The organism is Caballeronia sp. LZ029 (assembly GCF_031451275.1).
Lineage (GTDB): Bacteria > Pseudomonadota > Gammaproteobacteria > Burkholderiales > Burkholderiaceae > Caballeronia > Caballeronia jiangsuensis.
This window is the reverse complement of sequence record NZ_JARUXO010000094.1, coordinates 59,507-75,652: the sequence shown is the minus strand read 5'-3', so window position 1 is coordinate 75,652 and position 16,146 is coordinate 59,507. Positions and strand designations below refer to the sequence as shown.

The 16,146-nt window shown below is 61.5% G+C and carries 12 protein-coding genes; 8 read left to right on the top strand and 4 right to left on the bottom strand.

Annotation, left to right across the window (positions count from 1 at the left end; genetic code table 11):
• Window positions 1–12: 12 nt before the first annotated feature.
• The 3 genes from coxB to QCE73_RS36620 all read right to left on the bottom strand — a co-directional run bounded on the left by coxB (window position 13) and on the right by QCE73_RS36620 (window position 3,234).
• Window positions 13–1,047, bottom strand: coding sequence for a cytochrome c oxidase subunit II (coxB, locus tag QCE73_RS36630; RefSeq protein WP_404989866.1), 1,035 nt, complete (start codon window positions 1,045–1,047; stop codon window positions 13–15).
• A 20-nt stretch (window positions 1,048–1,067) separates the two neighbouring features.
• Window positions 1,068–1,739, bottom strand: a complete 672-nt coding sequence (locus QCE73_RS36625) for a DUF4396 domain-containing protein (protein WP_309885730.1) — start codon at window positions 1,737–1,739, stop codon at window positions 1,068–1,070.
• Between the two features lie 178 nt (window positions 1,740–1,917).
• Entirely contained in the window at window positions 1,918–3,234 is a 1,317-nt protein-coding gene (locus QCE73_RS36620) for a chloride channel protein (protein ID WP_309885729.1), read from the bottom strand.
• A gap of 248 nt (window positions 3,235–3,482) precedes the next feature.
• Between QCE73_RS36620 and QCE73_RS36615 the strand changes: the two genes are divergently transcribed.
• The 8 genes from QCE73_RS36615 (at window position 3,483) to QCE73_RS36580 (ending at window position 13,015) form a co-directional block, all read left to right on the top strand.
• Window positions 3,483–3,899, top strand: coding sequence for a MarR family winged helix-turn-helix transcriptional regulator (locus tag QCE73_RS36615; RefSeq protein ID WP_309885728.1), 417 nt, complete (start codon window positions 3,483–3,485; stop codon window positions 3,897–3,899).
• A 214-nt stretch (window positions 3,900–4,113) separates the two neighbouring features.
• Window positions 4,114–5,910: a thiamine pyrophosphate-requiring protein gene (locus QCE73_RS36610; RefSeq protein ID WP_309885727.1), complete on the top strand. Its 1,797-nt coding sequence runs from the start codon at window positions 4,114–4,116 to the stop codon at window positions 5,908–5,910.
• Between the two features lie 8 nt (window positions 5,911–5,918).
• On the top strand, window positions 5,919–7,025 hold the full coding sequence (locus QCE73_RS36605) for an enolase C-terminal domain-like protein (RefSeq protein WP_309885726.1): 1,107 nt from the start codon (window positions 5,919–5,921) through the stop codon (window positions 7,023–7,025).
• Between the two features lie 17 nt (window positions 7,026–7,042).
• Complete coding sequence (locus QCE73_RS36600; RefSeq protein ID WP_309885725.1) at window positions 7,043–7,954, top strand: hypothetical protein; 912 nt, start codon at window positions 7,043–7,045, stop codon at window positions 7,952–7,954.
• Window positions 7,951–8,595, top strand: a complete 645-nt coding sequence (locus QCE73_RS36595) for a gluconate 2-dehydrogenase subunit 3 family protein (protein ID WP_309885724.1) — start codon at window positions 7,951–7,953, stop codon at window positions 8,593–8,595. Before QCE73_RS36600 ends, QCE73_RS36595 begins: the two co-directional genes overlap by 4 nt.
• On the top strand, window positions 8,585–10,228 hold the full coding sequence (locus tag QCE73_RS36590) for a GMC family oxidoreductase (protein WP_309885723.1): 1,644 nt from the start codon (window positions 8,585–8,587) through the stop codon (window positions 10,226–10,228). Before QCE73_RS36595 ends, QCE73_RS36590 begins: the two co-directional genes overlap by 11 nt.
• Window positions 10,229–10,241: 13 nt before the next feature.
• The gene (locus tag QCE73_RS36585) at window positions 10,242–11,240 is read left to right on the top strand and encodes an SDR family oxidoreductase (RefSeq protein ID WP_309885722.1); all 999 of its coding nucleotides are present in this window, start codon (window positions 10,242–10,244) and stop codon (window positions 11,238–11,240) included.
• The gene (locus QCE73_RS36580; RefSeq protein WP_309885721.1) at window positions 11,237–13,015 is read left to right on the top strand and encodes a glycoside hydrolase family 15 protein; all 1,779 of its coding nucleotides are present in this window, start codon (window positions 11,237–11,239) and stop codon (window positions 13,013–13,015) included. The genes QCE73_RS36585 and QCE73_RS36580 overlap by 4 nt, the downstream gene beginning before the upstream one ends.
• 645 nt (window positions 13,016–13,660) lie before the next feature.
• Here the strand turns inward: QCE73_RS36580 and QCE73_RS36575 are convergent.
• Entirely contained in the window at window positions 13,661–15,397 is a 1,737-nt protein-coding gene (locus QCE73_RS36575) for a penicillin-binding protein 2 (RefSeq protein WP_309885720.1), read from the bottom strand.
• Window positions 15,398–16,146: the final 749 nt, after the last annotated feature.

Here is a 16,146-nt window from a genome sequence, read left to right as displayed (position 1 = left end):
CGTCTAAGCCTTTTACCTTAGCGTGGCGAGATAGGCAGCGAGATCGCCTGCCTCCGAAAGCGTGAGCTTCATGTCCGGCATGAGGCATTCAGGCTTGATCTCTTGCGCATGTTGGATCCATTTCATCAGGTTCTCCGGCGTGTTCACGAGTGTCCCCGCTGCGATCAGCCTGCGCGTCAGTAGATGAGTGAGATCGGGGGCTTGCACGCCGGCGGATCCGCTGCCTCGAACGGTATGACATCCCGCGCAGCGCTGTTCAAAAAGTTTTCCTCCGCGCACCGCCTGCGGCGTCGCGGGCATCGGCGCGGGCTGTCGTTGCGCGGCAAGCCAACGCTCAAAGTCAGCCTGAGGCTGCGCATAAACTTCAAGTGCCATATGTGCATGCTGCGCGCCGCAGAATTGCGTGCACTGGCCGCGGTAGACACCGGGCCGGTCCGCCTGGATCCACTGCCGGTTCATGACGCCCGGAACGGTCTGCGTCTTGCCCGCCAGCTCGGGCACCCAAAACGCATGAATGACGTCGGCGCTCTTGAGCTGAATGAGTACGGGCTTGCCAACTGGGATATGAAGTTCGTTGGCCGTGGGAAACCCTCCACTGTCTTGGCCATAATCGATCTTCCACCACCAGTCATAAGCCGTCACAGTGACCGTCACTGCCGGTTCTTCCGGCGGGTCGGCGACTTGCGCTAATACCACCAGCATGTAGATCGTGATGCCGAAAAGCGCGAGCACCGAGATGGCTGTGCCGACATAGACCAGCTTCAACCCGCCTTGCGCAGTAAGCGCTTCAGGATCGCCCCGCTTGCGCCGCCGAAACATCGCAAGAAGGAGCATCGCGGCGATAACGATGCAAACGAAGCTGCATAGGGCCGCGAGAACCCAGCCAAGGTGTAGCACTGGGAGCGCCGCTGGGCCCTTGCCGTGCAGGAAATAGGCGAGCGGGGTCGGGCCGCTCGTGATGGTCTCGCCCGGCGGCGACTCCGCGCCGTAGGCCAGGGTGCACTGTCCGACACCCGCAATAGCCGAGATTGCAAACGAGAGAAGCAGAAGCGGTCGGCGCACGGAGCTCACATCTTCTCCTTGGTGCCGCGTCGGATGAGCCACCAATTGACTGGGTATGTCGTCACGAATCCCGCGATCATCGCCACCTGCATCCTGACCCAATAGGTGGGGTCCGTCGGATCGAGCGGACTGGCGAGTTCCGCAAAAGCAATCATGGCCCCGAACATGCCGATTTCGTAGGCAAGCAACGACAAGGTGTCCGCCTTGATCGCCGCAATGATGCCCGCCCGGAGGTCAAGCCCTCGCATCGGCGCGATGGAAAAATACTGAAACACGATGCCAATGAAGTAAGCCAAAGTGAATGCGACTGCCAGCTTCGCGGCCAGTGCGGACCCTCCAATCGACCATCCGAGCCAGAACGCGAGCCACTCGCCAATAAAGTCACCGAGCGCGCATCCTGCACCACAATGCGTCGCTCCGAGAAAGGCTGCTCGCCACATCGGCGGCTCGTCCTGCTGGATATGCGCGATCGCCCGCTGCTGTTGGCGTCCAAAGGAAAAATACAACGCAAGGCCCACTGGCCCCCAGTACAGCATCGTCAAAGGCCAGACGACCGCCATAATCGCCATTTTCTGACGATGCCCACCTACCGTAACGTCCCAAGCCACGACGCACGCGCTGACTACCGACAGCGCCAACCAAGTAGACGAGAACGTGCTTGCCGAGAGCAAGGGCATGAATGTTCTTCCTAGAGACACGGGCCTAAGACCGCGAGCCCATTGCTGTGCCAAGGGCGTTAGCTCGACCGTACGCGGCAGGAAGCGAAGAGCAAACTGCATTCCCCTCGCGCAGGATTTTTTTTGGCGTCGTACACTCCTTTTTCTTTCATCCAGCGATGGCTCTGCTTTCAGATTGCTACGGTCGCTTCCGGCCTTCATAGCGATGAGCCAGCGCCTCATACAACGGCGGTGCAAAAAGCCGTGACACCTGGCTTGCAATCAAAGCCGTTGCCATCAACGATATGACAAGCGAATGCCCGTTAATCATCTCGATGACGATCACGAAGGCGGTGATCGGGCTCTGAGTCACTGCCGCGAGATATCCCACCATGCCCAATGCAATCAGCATCGAGAGCTGCATGTGCCCAAAGAGCATGTGCAGCGCGTTGCCGATTCCCGCGCCGATAGCAAGGGAAGGCGCAAACAGGCCGCCAGGCGCACCCGGAAGATAAGAGCCGATCATCGAAACAATCTTTAACACGGGGTACTCCACGCCAAGCTGGACGCGTCCCTCGAGCATGCCTCGCGCTTCCGCGTAGCCGCTACCGAAGGTATGACCGCTCGTCGAGATGCCAATCAGCGCGATAACAAGTCCACACGCAGCGCCAAAGAGCACGGGGTGCCGCTCGCGCCAGTCCCGCAGTGACTTCGGCATCCACCGGTGGGTGTTCAACAGAAGCCAGCAGAAGATGCCGCCGGCCACGCCCGCAACGACGCCAATCGCGACAACGGCCAGCGCCAATAGATTAGGAAAGTCGGATCCGACGTTGATCGAACCGAAGTAGGTGTAGTTACCCTGAAGGCCCAGCGAGACTACACCGGCAAAAATGATCGCCGTAATCAACACGCCGCTAGTGCGCTGCTCGAAGCTTCGCATCAGTTCTTCAATGGCGAACACGACGCCGGCGAGCGGGGCGTTAAACGCGGCGGACAATCCCGCCGCTGCCCCCGCCAGCGCAAGCCGTCGCTCGAGACCGGCGGCCCGAAGCGCGCGCACCCGGGTCGGATAAAACCGTCGAAGCGAATACATCAATGCGGCGCCGACATGAATCGTCGGTCCTTCCCGGCCGATCGTGAACCCGCCCAGGATCGACAGAAACGAAATCCCAATCTTGCCGACCAGTATCCTTAAACTAAGCAACTCGGGCGCACGCTCACGTGCACCGTGCAATGTTGCAATCACCTGAGGGATGCCGCTACCCTCGGCGCCAGGAAAAAAGCGCCGTGTCAGCCAGACGCCCAAGGCGCCAATCGCTGGCGTAAGCGGCAACGGCAACCACCAATATTTTTCGGTGATAAGCAGGAAGTGCTCATACCCGAAGTCGATTAGGCGAGCATAAAGGACGGCGAGCACGCCCGTCGCGATGGCACCGAGCCAGAAAATTCCGTAATGAAACCACAGGCGTCGCCCTCGTCTGAGTGAGCGCGGTCCGATTATTGTCTTGAGTTGCATCCTAATGCCTGGTCGGTTGCTGCTATTGTGTCAGACTGTGCCATAAAGTATCCACTTTTAGTTATGTCACATCATGCCTTTTTTTCCACGCATTGAAAAAGTGACAGGATAGCGGCCGCGCCCAGCCGGGGAGCGCAGGCTTCGCCAGCGTTTGCTACGATGACCTTCTCGGTGGGGCGGCTTTCTTCTGGCATCCGTTCAAATCTTCGGCCGTCTCCGTTTCCTGACCTTCTCTCTTTAGCCTCAACATGAAGCGACCTGCATCAGCAAAAAGGGCGACTCCCGATAAGAAAGATCTCGAGCGGCTTTCCGCTTTCCGTTATCAGTTGCGACGCTTCCTGCGTTACTCAGAAGAGGTGACCCAAGCCGAAGGCGTGACGGCGCTGCAGTATCAGCTTTTGCTTCATGTCGTCGGCTTTCCCGAACGAAATTGGGCTTATGTGGGGGAACTCGCCGAGCGTCTGCAGGCAGCGCCCAACGGTACTGCAGCGCTCGTCAACCGGTGCGAATTGGCAGGTCTTGTGGTTCGGAAGCCAGCAAGGGACGATCGCCGACAGGTTGAAGTGCATCTGACTGCAAAAGGAGAACGCTGCCTCATGAAGCTTGCCAGACTGCACTTGGCTGAGATCGACTCGTTGGGATGGCTGATTTCCGCGTCCGAGTAGTGGCTGACACACTCAGTACAGTGATTTCTTAGTCGCACGGTCGAAGCTACACCGCCATAAGGATTTCATTGCCCTTTCGCTGCCTTGACCAGCGCCTGTCCGGCATGTCAATTGCGCTCGACGTTGTACTCAAGGAGCGCGATTCCGCACCCGTTGTATTTGTGTCGCGATACTCCTCTCACCGCCTTGCCGTCCGATCGAGGAGTTCGCTGTTATGTCGACCACTGTTGGAGACTTTTTAATCGACCGTCTGCACGCCTGGGGCGTGCGCCGCATCTACGGTTACCCCGGCGACGGTATCAACGGCGTGTTCGGCGCGCTTGCTCGCGCGAAAGGCAAGATCGAGTTCATTCAGGCGCGCCATGAAGAGATGGCTGCGTTCATGGCCTCCGCGCATGCGAAGTTCACGGGCGAACTGGGTGTGTGCATTGCCACTTCGGGACCGGGCGCGGCGCACCTGCTCACTGGCCTCTATGATGCGCGGCTCGACCATATGCCGGTGCTGGCCATCGCGGGCCAGCAGGCGCGCGCGGCGCTCGGCGGTCACTATCAGCAGGAGTTAGACCTTCCCGCGATGTTCAAGGACGTCGCCGGCGCGTTCGATCAGCAGGCGAGCGTGCCGTCGCAGATTCGCCATCTCGTCGATCGCGCGGTGCGGATCGCAATATCGGAGCGCAAGGTGACGGCGCTCATTCTGCCCAACGATCTGCAGGACCTCGAATACGAGCCGCCGGGCCGCAAACATGGCACGGTGCATTCGGGCGTCGGTTATAGCGCGCCGAAGGTCCTGCCTTACAGCGACGATCTGCAACGCGCCGCCGACGTTCTTAATGCGGGCAAGAAGGTCGCGATTCTTGTCGGCGCGGGCGCATTGCAGGCGACGGATGAAGTCATCGCCATCGCGGAGAAGCTCGGCGCGGGCGTCGCTAAGGCGCTCCTCGGCAAAGCCGCATTGCCCGACGATCTGCCCTTCGTCACGGGCTCAATCGGCCTGCTCGGCACCGAGCCGAGCTACAAGATGATGACGGAATGCGACACGCTGCTCATGATCGGCTCGGGCTTTCCCTACGCCGAATTTCTGCCAAAGGAAGGCGCCGCGCGCGGCGTGCAGATTGACATCAAGGCGGACATGCTGTCCATCCGCTATCCGATGGAAGTGAACCTCGTCGGCGACAGCGCCGAGACCTTGCGCGCACTCCTGCCCTTGCTACAACAGAAGACGGACCGCGCATGGCGCAAGGACATCGAAAGCTGGCTCGGAGACTGGTGGAACACGCTCGAGAAGCGCGCGCTCGAGCCCGCGAAAGGCGGCGTGAATCCGCAGCGCACCGTGTGGGAGTTGTCGCCGCGCGTGCCCGCGAACGCGATCGTCACGAGCGATTCGGGATCGGTCGCGAACTGGTACGCGCGCGATCTCAAGGTGAAGCGCGGCATGCTGTGCTCGCTCTCAGGCGGCCTCGCATCGATGGGCGCGGCCGTGCCATATGCGATCGCGGCAAAATTCGCGTATCCGGAGCGGCCGGTCATCGCGTTGGTCGGCGACGGCGCGATGCAGATGAACAACATGGCCGAACTTATCACGGTCGCCAAGTACTGGAAGCAATGGTCGAATCCGCGCTGGATCTGCATGGTGCTCAACAACCAGGACCTGAATCAGGTCACCTGGGAGCAGCGGGTGATGGAGGGTGACCCGAAGTTTGAGGCGTCGCAGGACATTCCGTCGGTGCCCTATCATAAGTTCGCGGAGCTGATCGGGCTGAAGGGCCTCTATGTCGACGATGCAGAACGCATGGCCGCGGTATGGGATGAGGCGTTTGCATCGGACCGTCCGGTCGTGATCGAAGTGAAGGCCGACCCGAACGTGCCGCCGCTGCCGCCGCACATCACGATGGCGCAAGCTAAGGCATTCGCGACGACGCTCATGAAGGGCGACCCGAATCAGGGCAACGTGATCATCGATACGGCGAAGCAGGTGCTCGGCGCGGTACTGCCGGGACACCGGGACAAGTGAGTCGCAACATGCTCCTCACCAAGCGAAAAGCACCGATCGAGACCGTGCGAACCGGCGCGTACACCATTGCCACCGACAAACCAGAGGCAGATGGCACGTTCGCCTGGAGCTCGACGACGCTCGTCATCGCCGAGGTCGTTGCTGCCGGCAAAACGGGCCTCGGCTACACGTATAGCGATGCGAGCGTCCGAAATCTGATCGACGCGACACTCGCGCCCACACTTATCGGCGAGGATGCCTGGAACGTCGAGGCATTGTGGTTGCGCCTGCAACAGCGCGTGCGCAATATCGGCCGCTCGGGCGCCGCGGCCACGGCGATCTCAGCGCTCGACTGCGCGCTCTGGGACGTCAAGGCGCGTCTGCTCGATATCCCGCTTGCACGCCTGCTGGGCCTGAGTCGCGCGCGCGTCCCGATCTACGGAAGTGGCGGCTTTACGACCTATACAGACGATGATATGCGCGAGCAGCTCGCGCACTGGGTCCAGGAGAATGGCTGTCGTTGGGTCAAGATCAAGATTGGCAGCGACTCCGCGCGCGATCCGCATCGCGTGCAAGTTGCCCGTGACGTGATCGGCAACGACGCAGGACTTTTCGTCGATGCGAACGGCGCGCTGGATCGTAAGCAGGCGCTGGATTATGCGCAGATCTTCGCGGAGCAGGATGTCGAATGGTTCGAGGAACCCGTCTCGTCAGATGACGTCGCCGGGCTCGCCTTGCTCAGGAACGCGCTGCCCGCGCCTATGGAGTTGGCCGCCGGCGAGTATGGCTACACGCTCGACGACGCCCGCGTGCTGCTCGCGAATCAGGCCGTCGACGTGCTCCAGGCCGATGTCACGCGCTGCGGTGGTATCACCGGCTTTCTGCGCGTGGCCGCGCTGTGCGACGCGTTCCACGTGCCGCTCTCCGCGCACTGCGCGCCGGCGATGCATTTACACGTCGCCTGTGCCGCGCCGCGCCTGAGGCATCAGGAATGGTTCCACGATCACGTGCGCATCGAGCACATGCTGTTTGACGGCGCGCCGCGCGTCATCGAAGGCGCCATCGCTCCGGACCTTTCGCGGCCCGGCTGCGGCCTCGATTTCAAGCACACGGACGCACAACGCTACGCGGTGTAAGCGACACAGGCCGATCAATGAAACCACTCACAACGGGAAACATCGCGATCGCATGCGGGCTTGCCGCAGCAGGCGCCGCGTTGATCGGCACGAAAACGAATCGGCGAGGGACTGCAGTCGAGACGCATATCGACACGGCGCGCACCTTCAACCACAGCTCGGCGCTGCTCGCGCTCTCAGTGCTCGCGGACAGCGCGATGGAGCATTACCGCGGCTGTTTCGACAACCCCGCTATGTACACGCCCCTCGTCGCCTCCGCGCTGTCCTTGCTCGCCGGGCTACACGGCGGACGCGATCACGAGCCGCAGCGGCATGCGGTGCGCAATTCAGTCTATGTCGGCGCGGCGCTCGCGGGAATCGCGGGCACTGGATTTCATCTCTACAACATCACCAAGCGACCGGGCCGATGGAGCTGGCACAACCTCTTTTACGCGGCGCCGATCGGCGCGCCGATGGCGCTCCTGCTCTCCGGCGCGCTCGGCGCGGTCGCCGAACGGCTGCGCGACCAGCCCGCTCATGAGCCGCGCCTCTTAGGTATGCCCGCGGGTCGGGCGCTGGCGCTGCTCACGAGCGCGGGGCTCGTTGGCACGCTCGGCGAAGTCGCGCTGCTGCATTTTCGCGGTTCATTTCAGAACCCGGTGATGTACGCGCCTATCGTCATTCCGCCCGTGGCGACGGCGCTGCTTGTCCATACCGCCCTCGCCAGGCCGCGTCCGCGCTGGTTCACGCGGTTTTGGCTGCGCATGACGACGGCGCTCGGCGTCGTCGGCGTAGCCTTTCATGCGCGCGGGGTCGCCCGCAATCAAGGCGGCTGGCGCAACTGGAGCCAGAACCTCTTCAACGGACCGCCGCTGCCCGCGCCACCAAGCTTCTCGGCGCTCGCGCTCGCGGGCCTCGCAGCGCAACGGCTACGGGAGACGGAACGATGACGCTGCCGCACTATCCTGGCTATGACGTGACAGCAAAGCGCGATACGCTGTCATGGGACGAGATCACGCGCGAGGTCATCGACGAACGGCTAGCGACGCCTCAAGACCCGCGCTTCTTCGACGCCGTCCAGTGGCGTGCGGTGAATGCGCTGTGCGCCTGCATCGTGCCGCAGGACGACGAGCGCGAGCCGGTCCCGTTGGCCGCGCTGCTGGACGCGAAACTCGTCAACGACAGTGGCGACGGCTATCGCGACGCGCGCCTGCCGCCGCTACGTGAAGCCTGGCGCATTGGCCTCGCCGCGCTGGATGCCGAAAGCCGCGCGCGGCATGAACTGCCCTTCGCGAGCCTCGTCAAGGAGGCGCAAAACGCGCTCTTGCGCGACCTGCAGCACGGCGATCTCAGCAACGACGCATGGTGCGGCATGCCGTGCGCCCTCTTCTTTTCAATGCGTGTGCTGCACGATATCTGCGGCGCGTACTACTCGCATCCCCGCGCGTGGAGCGAGATCGGTTTTGGCGGCCCGGCGAATCCGCGCGGTTATGTGCGCATGGTGTTCGGCCGCCGCGATCCGTGGGACGCGGCCGAAGCGAAGCCCGGCGAGGAAGAACGGGCACGGCGGGAGAACCAGCGTGTCCGATGATCCTCAGCACGCGCCGCGCGGCAAGCACGGCCGCGCGCCGGACGTCTTCCGTCACGGCGCATGGCTGCCGATGCGCGAATATGACGAAAGCGACGCGGTCGACTTCGCGATCGTTGGAACCGGCGCTGGCGGCGGGACGCTTGCCTGCCGTCTGGCGGAAAAGGGCTTTCGCGTCGTCGCCTTTGATGCCGGCGCCTGGTGGCGCCCGCTCGAGGAGTTCGCATCGGACGAGACGCATCAGTCCAAGCTGTTCTGGACCGACGAGCGCATCTGCGACGGCGACGATCCGCTCAAGCTCGGCAACAACAACAGCGGCAAGGCCGTTGGTGGCAGCACCGTGCACTTCGCGATGGTGTCGCTGCGCTTCCGACCCGAATGGTTCAAAGCGAGATCGCTGCTCGGCTATGGCGCGGACTGGCCGCTCGACTGGCGTGAGATGTGGCGCTACTACGCTCAAGCCGAGAACGCGCTGAAGATCGCCGGTCCGGTGAACTATCCGTGGGGACCGAAACGACCGCGCTATCCCTATCGACCGCACGAGTTGAATGCGTCAGCGCTGGTCCTCGCGCGCGGTTGCGAGGCGCTCGGCATCGATTGGACGCCGACGCCGCTCGCGACCGTGTCCGCGCCACGCGGCGAAGCGCACCCTTGCGTCTATCGAGGCTTCTGTGTGTCGGGGTGCGCCACCAACGCGAAGCAGAGCGCACTCGTCACGTGGATACCTCGCGCCGTGCATGCGGGAGCGGAGATCCGCGATCTCGCGATGGTCGGGCGCATCGTCATGGGCGACGACGGCCGCGCGAGCGGCGTCGAATACTTCCGAGAGGGACGCTGGCGCTTCCAGCGCGCCCGCAATGTGGTCGTTGCGGGCTATGCGATCGAAACGCCGCGCCTGCTGCTGATGTCCGCGACTGACCGATATCCCGATGGCCTCGCGAACAGCTCGGGGCTTGTCGGCAAGAACCTGATGGTGCAGTTGAATCAGGCCGTGTGGGGCACCATGGAAGAGGAGGTGCGCTGGCACAAGGGTCCGCCCTCGCTGTCAATGACCGAGCACTGGAACTACGAGGACCGCGGCAAGGACTTCTTCGGCGGCTATTGCTACATGAGCCAAGGGCCGCTACCCGTCGCATGGGCCTCGGTGCAGAACGGGCGCGGGTTATGGGGACAGGCACTTGTCGACGAGATGCGCAAGTACAACCATCAGGCCGGATTAAAGATCGTAGGTGAAGCGATGCCGCAGGAGCGCAATCGCGTCACGCTCGCCGACGAAAACGATCAATACGGTCTTCCTGTCGCGCGCGTCACCTATTCGATGTGCGCCAACGACAGGCGTCTCGTCGCGCATTCGCTCGATTACATGAGCATGGCGCTCGACGCTGCTGGCGCGCGCGACGTCTGGCGCCAGGACGACGACACCTGCCATTTGAACGGCACTGCGCGCATGGGCGACGATCCGGCGACGAGCGTCGTCAACTCGGACTGCCGCAGTTGGGATATCGAGAATCTGTGGATTTGCGACGGCTCCGTGTTTCCGACCGTGGGTGGCGTAAATCCGTCGCTGACTATTCAGGCGATCGCGCTACGTACGGCGGACCGAATCGAGACGTTAGCTGCACAGGGCGAACTCTAATACGAGGTCCATTATGAACAAAGTGGCTGTCATCACGGGGGCTGGCGCGGGTGTCGGACGCGCCGCAGCCGAAGAGTTCGCGCGTCATGGTTATGACGTCGCGCTTCTGTCGCGCGATTCCGCGCGGCTCGATCGCGCTGCCGGCGAACTTCGCAACCGCTATGGCGTGCGCACCCTACCCGTTTCGACTGACGTTGCCGACTCGAGCGCCGTCGAATCCGCGGCAAGCCACATCGAAGAGACGCTCGGGCCGATCGACGTTTGGGTGAACGTTGCAATGGCGACTGCCTTTGCGCCCGTGTCCCTGTTGACCCCCGAGGAAATCGAGCGCGCCACCAAGGTCACCTATCTCGGACAGGTGCACGGCATGATGGCAGCGCTCTCGCGCATGCGCGGGCGCAACTGTGGGACGATCGTGAATGTCGGATCCGCGCTCGGGTACCGGTCAGTGCCCCTGCAATCGGCCTATTGCGGCGCGAAGTTCGCGATTCGCGGCTTTACCGATTCACTGCGTTCGGAGATCATTCACGACCAGCTGAAGGTCCATCTGACGATGGTCGATCTGCCTGCCGTGAATACGCCCCAGTTCGACTGGGCGCTCAACAAGATGGGCAAGCGTGCTCGGCCCGTCGCACCGATTTTTCAGCCCGAAGTCGCCGCGCGCGCCATCTATTTCGCAGCGACTCACCGCCGGCGCGAGGTCTGGGTCGGATTTCCGACGGTCAAAGCGATCCTTGCGAACCGCGTCGCACCGACGCTGATCGACCGCTACCTTGCGAAGAGCGGTTATAGCGGCCAGCTGACCGATGAGCCTTTGCAGCCGGACGCGCCCAGCAATCTGTTCGAACCGGTAGCGGGACATTTCAACGCACACGGCCGATTCGATGACGAGGCCAAACCGCGGAGCTGGGAGATGTTCACTGATCGCCATCGCACGATGTTCTGGTCGCTTGCCTGCCTGGGTGCGTTGAGTCTGGCAGGGCTCCTTAGGCGCACGGGCTCCGTGAAATGAGCCGGCGGATCGAAGATTACGCACTGCTCGGCGACGGCAACACGGCGGCCCTAATAAGCCGTGACGGCTCGATTGACTGGCTTTGCTGGCCCCGCTTTGACGATGACGCGTGTTTCGCGGCCCTCCTGGGCACGCCGGAAAACGGCTGTTGGTCCCTCGCCCCGGACGAAGCGGTGGTCCGGCAGGACCGACGCTACCAGCCGGACACCGTGATCGTCGAGACCGACTTCGAAACGCAAGGCGGTCGAGTACGCATCATTGATTTCATGCCGGTCGGCGATCTTCCGAGCTCGGTGGTGAGAATCGTCGTGGGATTGCAAGGTAAAGTCCGGATGCACTCGTGTGCGCGCCTTCGCTTCGACTACGGCCGCCTAGCGCCCTGGACCGAGGAAAAGGACGGCATGATGCAAGCCTGCATTGGGCCGGACCGGGTGGTTTTGCGCACCGATGTGCAGTTGGACGTCGCCGATGACAGCATCCACGCCGCATTCGAAATCGTGGCCGGGGCACGTATCGCCTTCGTGCTGAGCTACGGGGCATCGCATGAAGCGCCACCGCGTCGTGTGGATGCGGAAGCTGCGCTGTTCGAGACGCAAACGTACTGGCACGCCTGGATCAACAAGTTCGACAACGTACGAACCGAGTGGCCGAACGCCGTGAGACGGGCGCTTCTCACGCTGAAGGCGCTGACTCACCACAGGACGGGCGCGATCGTTGCCGCCCCCACCACATCGCTACCCGAAGCGCCCGCCGGCGAGCTCAATTGGGACTACCGGTACAGCTGGCTGCGCGATACAAGTTTCGCCATGGTCGCCCTACTGAACGCTGGCTTCGACGTGGAAGCGCGCGCATGGCGCGATTGGGTATTACGGACAATTGCCGGGGCGCCGGAGCACATCCGCGTCATGTACCGGGTGGACGGCGGGCGGCATGTGCGCGAGTCGAACATCGACTGGCTGCAGGGTTTTCGTTACGCAAGCCCCGTTCGGATCGGCAACGCGGCGGCCGGTCAGCACCAGGTCGACGTGCTCGGTGAAGTCATCGATTGCCTCGACCTCGCACGACGCGCGGGATTGCCTGCCTCAAGACAGGACGATGTCGTGCAGCGGCGCATTATCGAGCACCTCGAGACGGTCTGGAACACACCCGGTTCGGGCATTTGGGAGTCGCGGGCGAAGCCACGTCATTACACGTATTCACGGGTGATGGCCTGGGTCGCGTTCGATCGATTTATCGCGCATCAGTCCTCGATCGCAGCCCGAGACGCCGAGCTCATTGCACGGTTCACCGTATTGCGCGAGACGATCCATGCCGAGATTTGTCGCGAAGGCTGGAATGACGGACTTGGAGCCTTCACTCAGTATTACGGCGGTGAAGAGTTGGATGCGAGTCTGCTGTTGATGCCGCTCGTCGGTTTCCTTCCTGCCGACGAACCCCGAATGGCCTCAACCATCGAGAGGATCCGTCGCGATCTGGATGAACAGGGATTGATACGCCGGCACAAGAAGATTTCGAGCGGTCCGCACGAAGGCGCCTTCCTGGCATGTTCGTGCTGGATGGCCGACTGCCTTCAAATGCAAGGGCGCACGACCGAAGCCAGAGAGCAGTTCGAACGGGTACTTTCCGTCGCGAACGATCTCGGCCTGCTTTCGGAGCAATACAACGTCCCGAGCGGGCAACTCGCTGGAAACTTTCCCCAAGTGCTCACTCATCTCGCCGTTATCAACACCGCGCTGGGACTCTGTGGGCCCACTCTGCAAAGAGGCGGCGGATGAGAAAGCGCCGAATCGCCTGACCCGCTCCCGAGGGCGACATCAATATTTGAGGCGTCTGGTAAGAGTTGCCCCGTCAACTCTACGCTAATCAGACCCGTTTATCTCAAAGACTTATCATCAGAGGTAGAGTCATGCGAAGCTACCATCTTCGCCTCGCGCGCCGGGGCCTCTACTTCGAGGCGCCTACGGTCTCGACGTTCCAGCTTCTAACCCAATAGTTCACCGGCTCATTTGGAACTTGAATTAGAAGCGCTGTTGGATCTGTAACCCCATCGTCAGCGACCACGCAGCCAATCGTTCCGTCTGGAAGCATTTTGACCTGCTGTGCAGCAATGAATGATGCGAGTTTTCGTGCATCAACCGGACGACTTGCCATAAAGATATCGTAGCTGATAGCAGCGGGCACATCACCGACAACGCGAACTCGGTGCGCCTCACTGCACGGCACAGCCTGCGCGCAAACTGAACCCATGAGAAATAGCAACGCAATCAGTGGACGCGTCGTCCGTTCCACGGATCGAAACTTTTGCGAAGGTCGAATATGCATATGTTGTAGCGTAACTCAGCTGGTCAGTTAAATTTTCACAAGTCGTGCGATCATGCTCTGCGACATCACATTATGTCGCGCGCAGCGAGCGACTATCGCTACATTGTCGCGGGCAATGTCGCTTTCCGCTCATCAGTTTTGTCCGGCGCGACATTTAAAGTTTGCATTGCTTGCGTTGCGATGGTGACAAACGGCGGGCCCGCAACAGCGCCCCCGAAATGCGATCCCCGCATCGGCCGGTCGATCGATACTGCAATCACCACGCGTGGCTGCTCAGCAGGCACGATGCCGATAAACGAGGCGCGGTATTGGCGGCGGTCGTAACCGTTTCTCGTCCACTTATATGCGGTTCCGGTCTTGCCCGCCACCGTGTAACCAGGTACGGCAGCCTGCGGCGCAGTACCGTCGCGAGAAACAACCCTCTCCATCATCACGCGAACTTCGCGCGCGACGCTCGCTGAATATACCCGGCGCCCGACAGGTACGGATAAGGCGCGATCACGGTGGTAGATCGTTGCAGGCACGATGAGCCCGTTGTTCGCGAAGCTCGTATAAGCTTGCGCAAGCTGCAGCAGCGAAGCGGAAAGCCCGTATCCGTAGGCCATCGTCGCCTGCTCGATTCGACGCCAGTGGCGATATGAGCGCACCCGTCCTGCCGCGGCGCCTGGGAGCCCAGCACGTGGCGCGTGACCGAGCCCGAGCACACGAAAGTTTCCGTACATATCGGCTGCTGAAAGCAGTAAGGCAATCTTGGTCGTGCCAACGTTACTCGATTTCTGAACCACCCCTGCCGCGGTGAGTGTACCGAAGTTCCTATCGTCGTGAATGGTTCGACCGTCGAGTCGCAGTTTCCCTCCGTCAGTACGGACGATGGTGTCGGGTGCGATCCGCCCTTGTTGCAATGCGAGTGCAATAGTCAGCGGCTTCATCACCGACCCCGGCTCGAAGATGTCGGTGACGGCGCGGTTGCGCACTTCCATGCCGCTTCGCGCGTCTTGCTGATTCGGATCGTAGCTCGGCCAGTTGGCCATTGCGAGAATCTCGCCGGTATGGGCATCAAGGACGATGGCAGAGCCCGACTTCGCATGCGATCGACTTACCGCCTTGCGCAAGGCGCCGAACGCCGCATATTGCATTGAACGGTCTATCGACAGCACGAGGTCGCTGCCATTGCGCGGCGCTTGAACAGCGAGTGTATCAATCACTTGTCCGCGCGCATTGCGAAGCACGCGCCGATGACCGTCCGCGCCTCGCAGCCGGGCTTCGGCAAAGCGCTCCATGCCTTCTTGTCCGCTACCGTCATGGCCGGTAAATCCGATGATCTGTGCGACGATCTCGCCTTCTGGATACGAGCGTCGATAGTCATCCTGCGTGTACAGCCCCGGAATGCCGAGGCGTAGCGCGCGTTCGGCAACCTCGGGCGGCACTCCGCGCTTTAAATAGGCGAATCCGCGATGTGCCGCATAGATTTGCTGGATCACAGCCGGTTCTAAGTCAACAAGTCGGGCGAGCGCATCGACCTGCTGTCGCGATATGTGATCGTCGGTGCCGGATGCGTCTACGCACAGCGAACGCGTCGGGCTGCTGATGGCGAGCGCCAAGCCGTTGCGATCTAAAATTCGACCGCGTGAAGCATGCAGTGGCCAGTCGCGCACCTGCCGCAACTCGCCCTGTTGGCGGTAGAACGCATCGTTGATGCCTTGTACCCAAAACGCGCGCGCAATGAGCGCGAAGAATAATACGGCAAATACGCCGCTGAGCGCACGTGATCGCCAATGCGCAGGGGCTTTCGGAGCAAGTGTGTGCCTCGACAGGCTCACAAATTTTTTGGACATTCTCATATCTAGGGAGCAAAAGGCTTGCGAATATCTGCTGACCGAAACATTGAGAGCGAAGGTGGCCTCCTTGCCTCACGAAGGCGCCGTGCAATGCGTTAGCGCGTCGAACCCGCAGGTCCCTGCGAGCTTCCACACGACGTTCGGAGATCAACGACGGTGCAAGGAACACTGGCACGAGCGCTTGAACCTCAATTATTCTCCGCTACAGCGTCCCGAGACTGGACGCGGCGAAACAATACGCGGGTCGAAATATGGTGCAAACTCATCATGAGCAGCGACTTCTCGAACTGGCACATTGTGCCATAAACAACCGAAGCTCCTTTTCGTCGCGAACATGATGCGACTCCGAATCCGATCGCGGGAAAGCACAGTCTGCTTCGGAAGCTCGTTGCACGAGGCGTGTTCGTCGTGATCGACTTTGACTATGAGAATATCCACTTCAGATGAAAAGATTGCTTGACGGACACTCATGGAGGACGATCGGGGGCCGATACCAAGCGTAGAAACTGATGCTCATGTCCTGCCACTGCGTATGAGTTGCTGCTGACGGAAGATGACTTCGCGCATCTGAGCAATGTCATCACAAGTAAAGTTCACGGTGCGAACCACTTTCTTCGCTGAACTACCGGCGCCGGCGAATCCCCCAGCTTTTTTGAGGCCCGACACAGGTCGCCCGCTTTACTCCCGGTCGCTTCCGCGCTGATGGGTGATGGACATGGTCGAGTCTGGCAGCGTGGACAATCCAC

Bases quoted from the DNA above. Each gene is read 5' to 3' on its own strand.
- QCE73_RS36610 (WP_309885727.1), top strand. From the start codon at position 4,114: ATGTCGACCACTGTTGGAGACTTTTTAATCGACCGTCTGCACGCCTGG.
- QCE73_RS36615 (WP_309885728.1), top strand. From the start codon at position 3,483: ATGAAGCGACCTGCATCAGCAAAAAGGGCGACTCCCGATAAGAAAGAT.
- QCE73_RS36625 (WP_309885730.1), bottom strand. From the start codon at position 1,739: ATGCCCTTGCTCTCGGCAAGCACGTTCTCGTCTACTTGGTTGGCGCTG.
- QCE73_RS36580 (WP_309885721.1), top strand. From the start codon at position 11,237: ATGAGCCGGCGGATCGAAGATTACGCACTGCTCGGCGACGGCAACACG.
- QCE73_RS36620 (WP_309885729.1), bottom strand. From the start codon at position 3,234: ATGCAACTCAAGACAATAATCGGACCGCGCTCACTCAGACGAGGGCGA.
- QCE73_RS36585 (WP_309885722.1), top strand. From the start codon at position 10,242: ATGAACAAAGTGGCTGTCATCACGGGGGCTGGCGCGGGTGTCGGACGC.
- QCE73_RS36600 (WP_309885725.1), top strand. From the start codon at position 7,043: ATGAAACCACTCACAACGGGAAACATCGCGATCGCATGCGGGCTTGCC.
- QCE73_RS36605 (WP_309885726.1), top strand. From the start codon at position 5,919: ATGCTCCTCACCAAGCGAAAAGCACCGATCGAGACCGTGCGAACCGGC.
- QCE73_RS36575 (WP_309885720.1), bottom strand. From the start codon at position 15,397: ATGTCCAAAAAATTTGTGAGCCTGTCGAGGCACACACTTGCTCCGAAA.
- QCE73_RS36595 (WP_309885724.1), top strand. From the start codon at position 7,951: ATGACGCTGCCGCACTATCCTGGCTATGACGTGACAGCAAAGCGCGAT.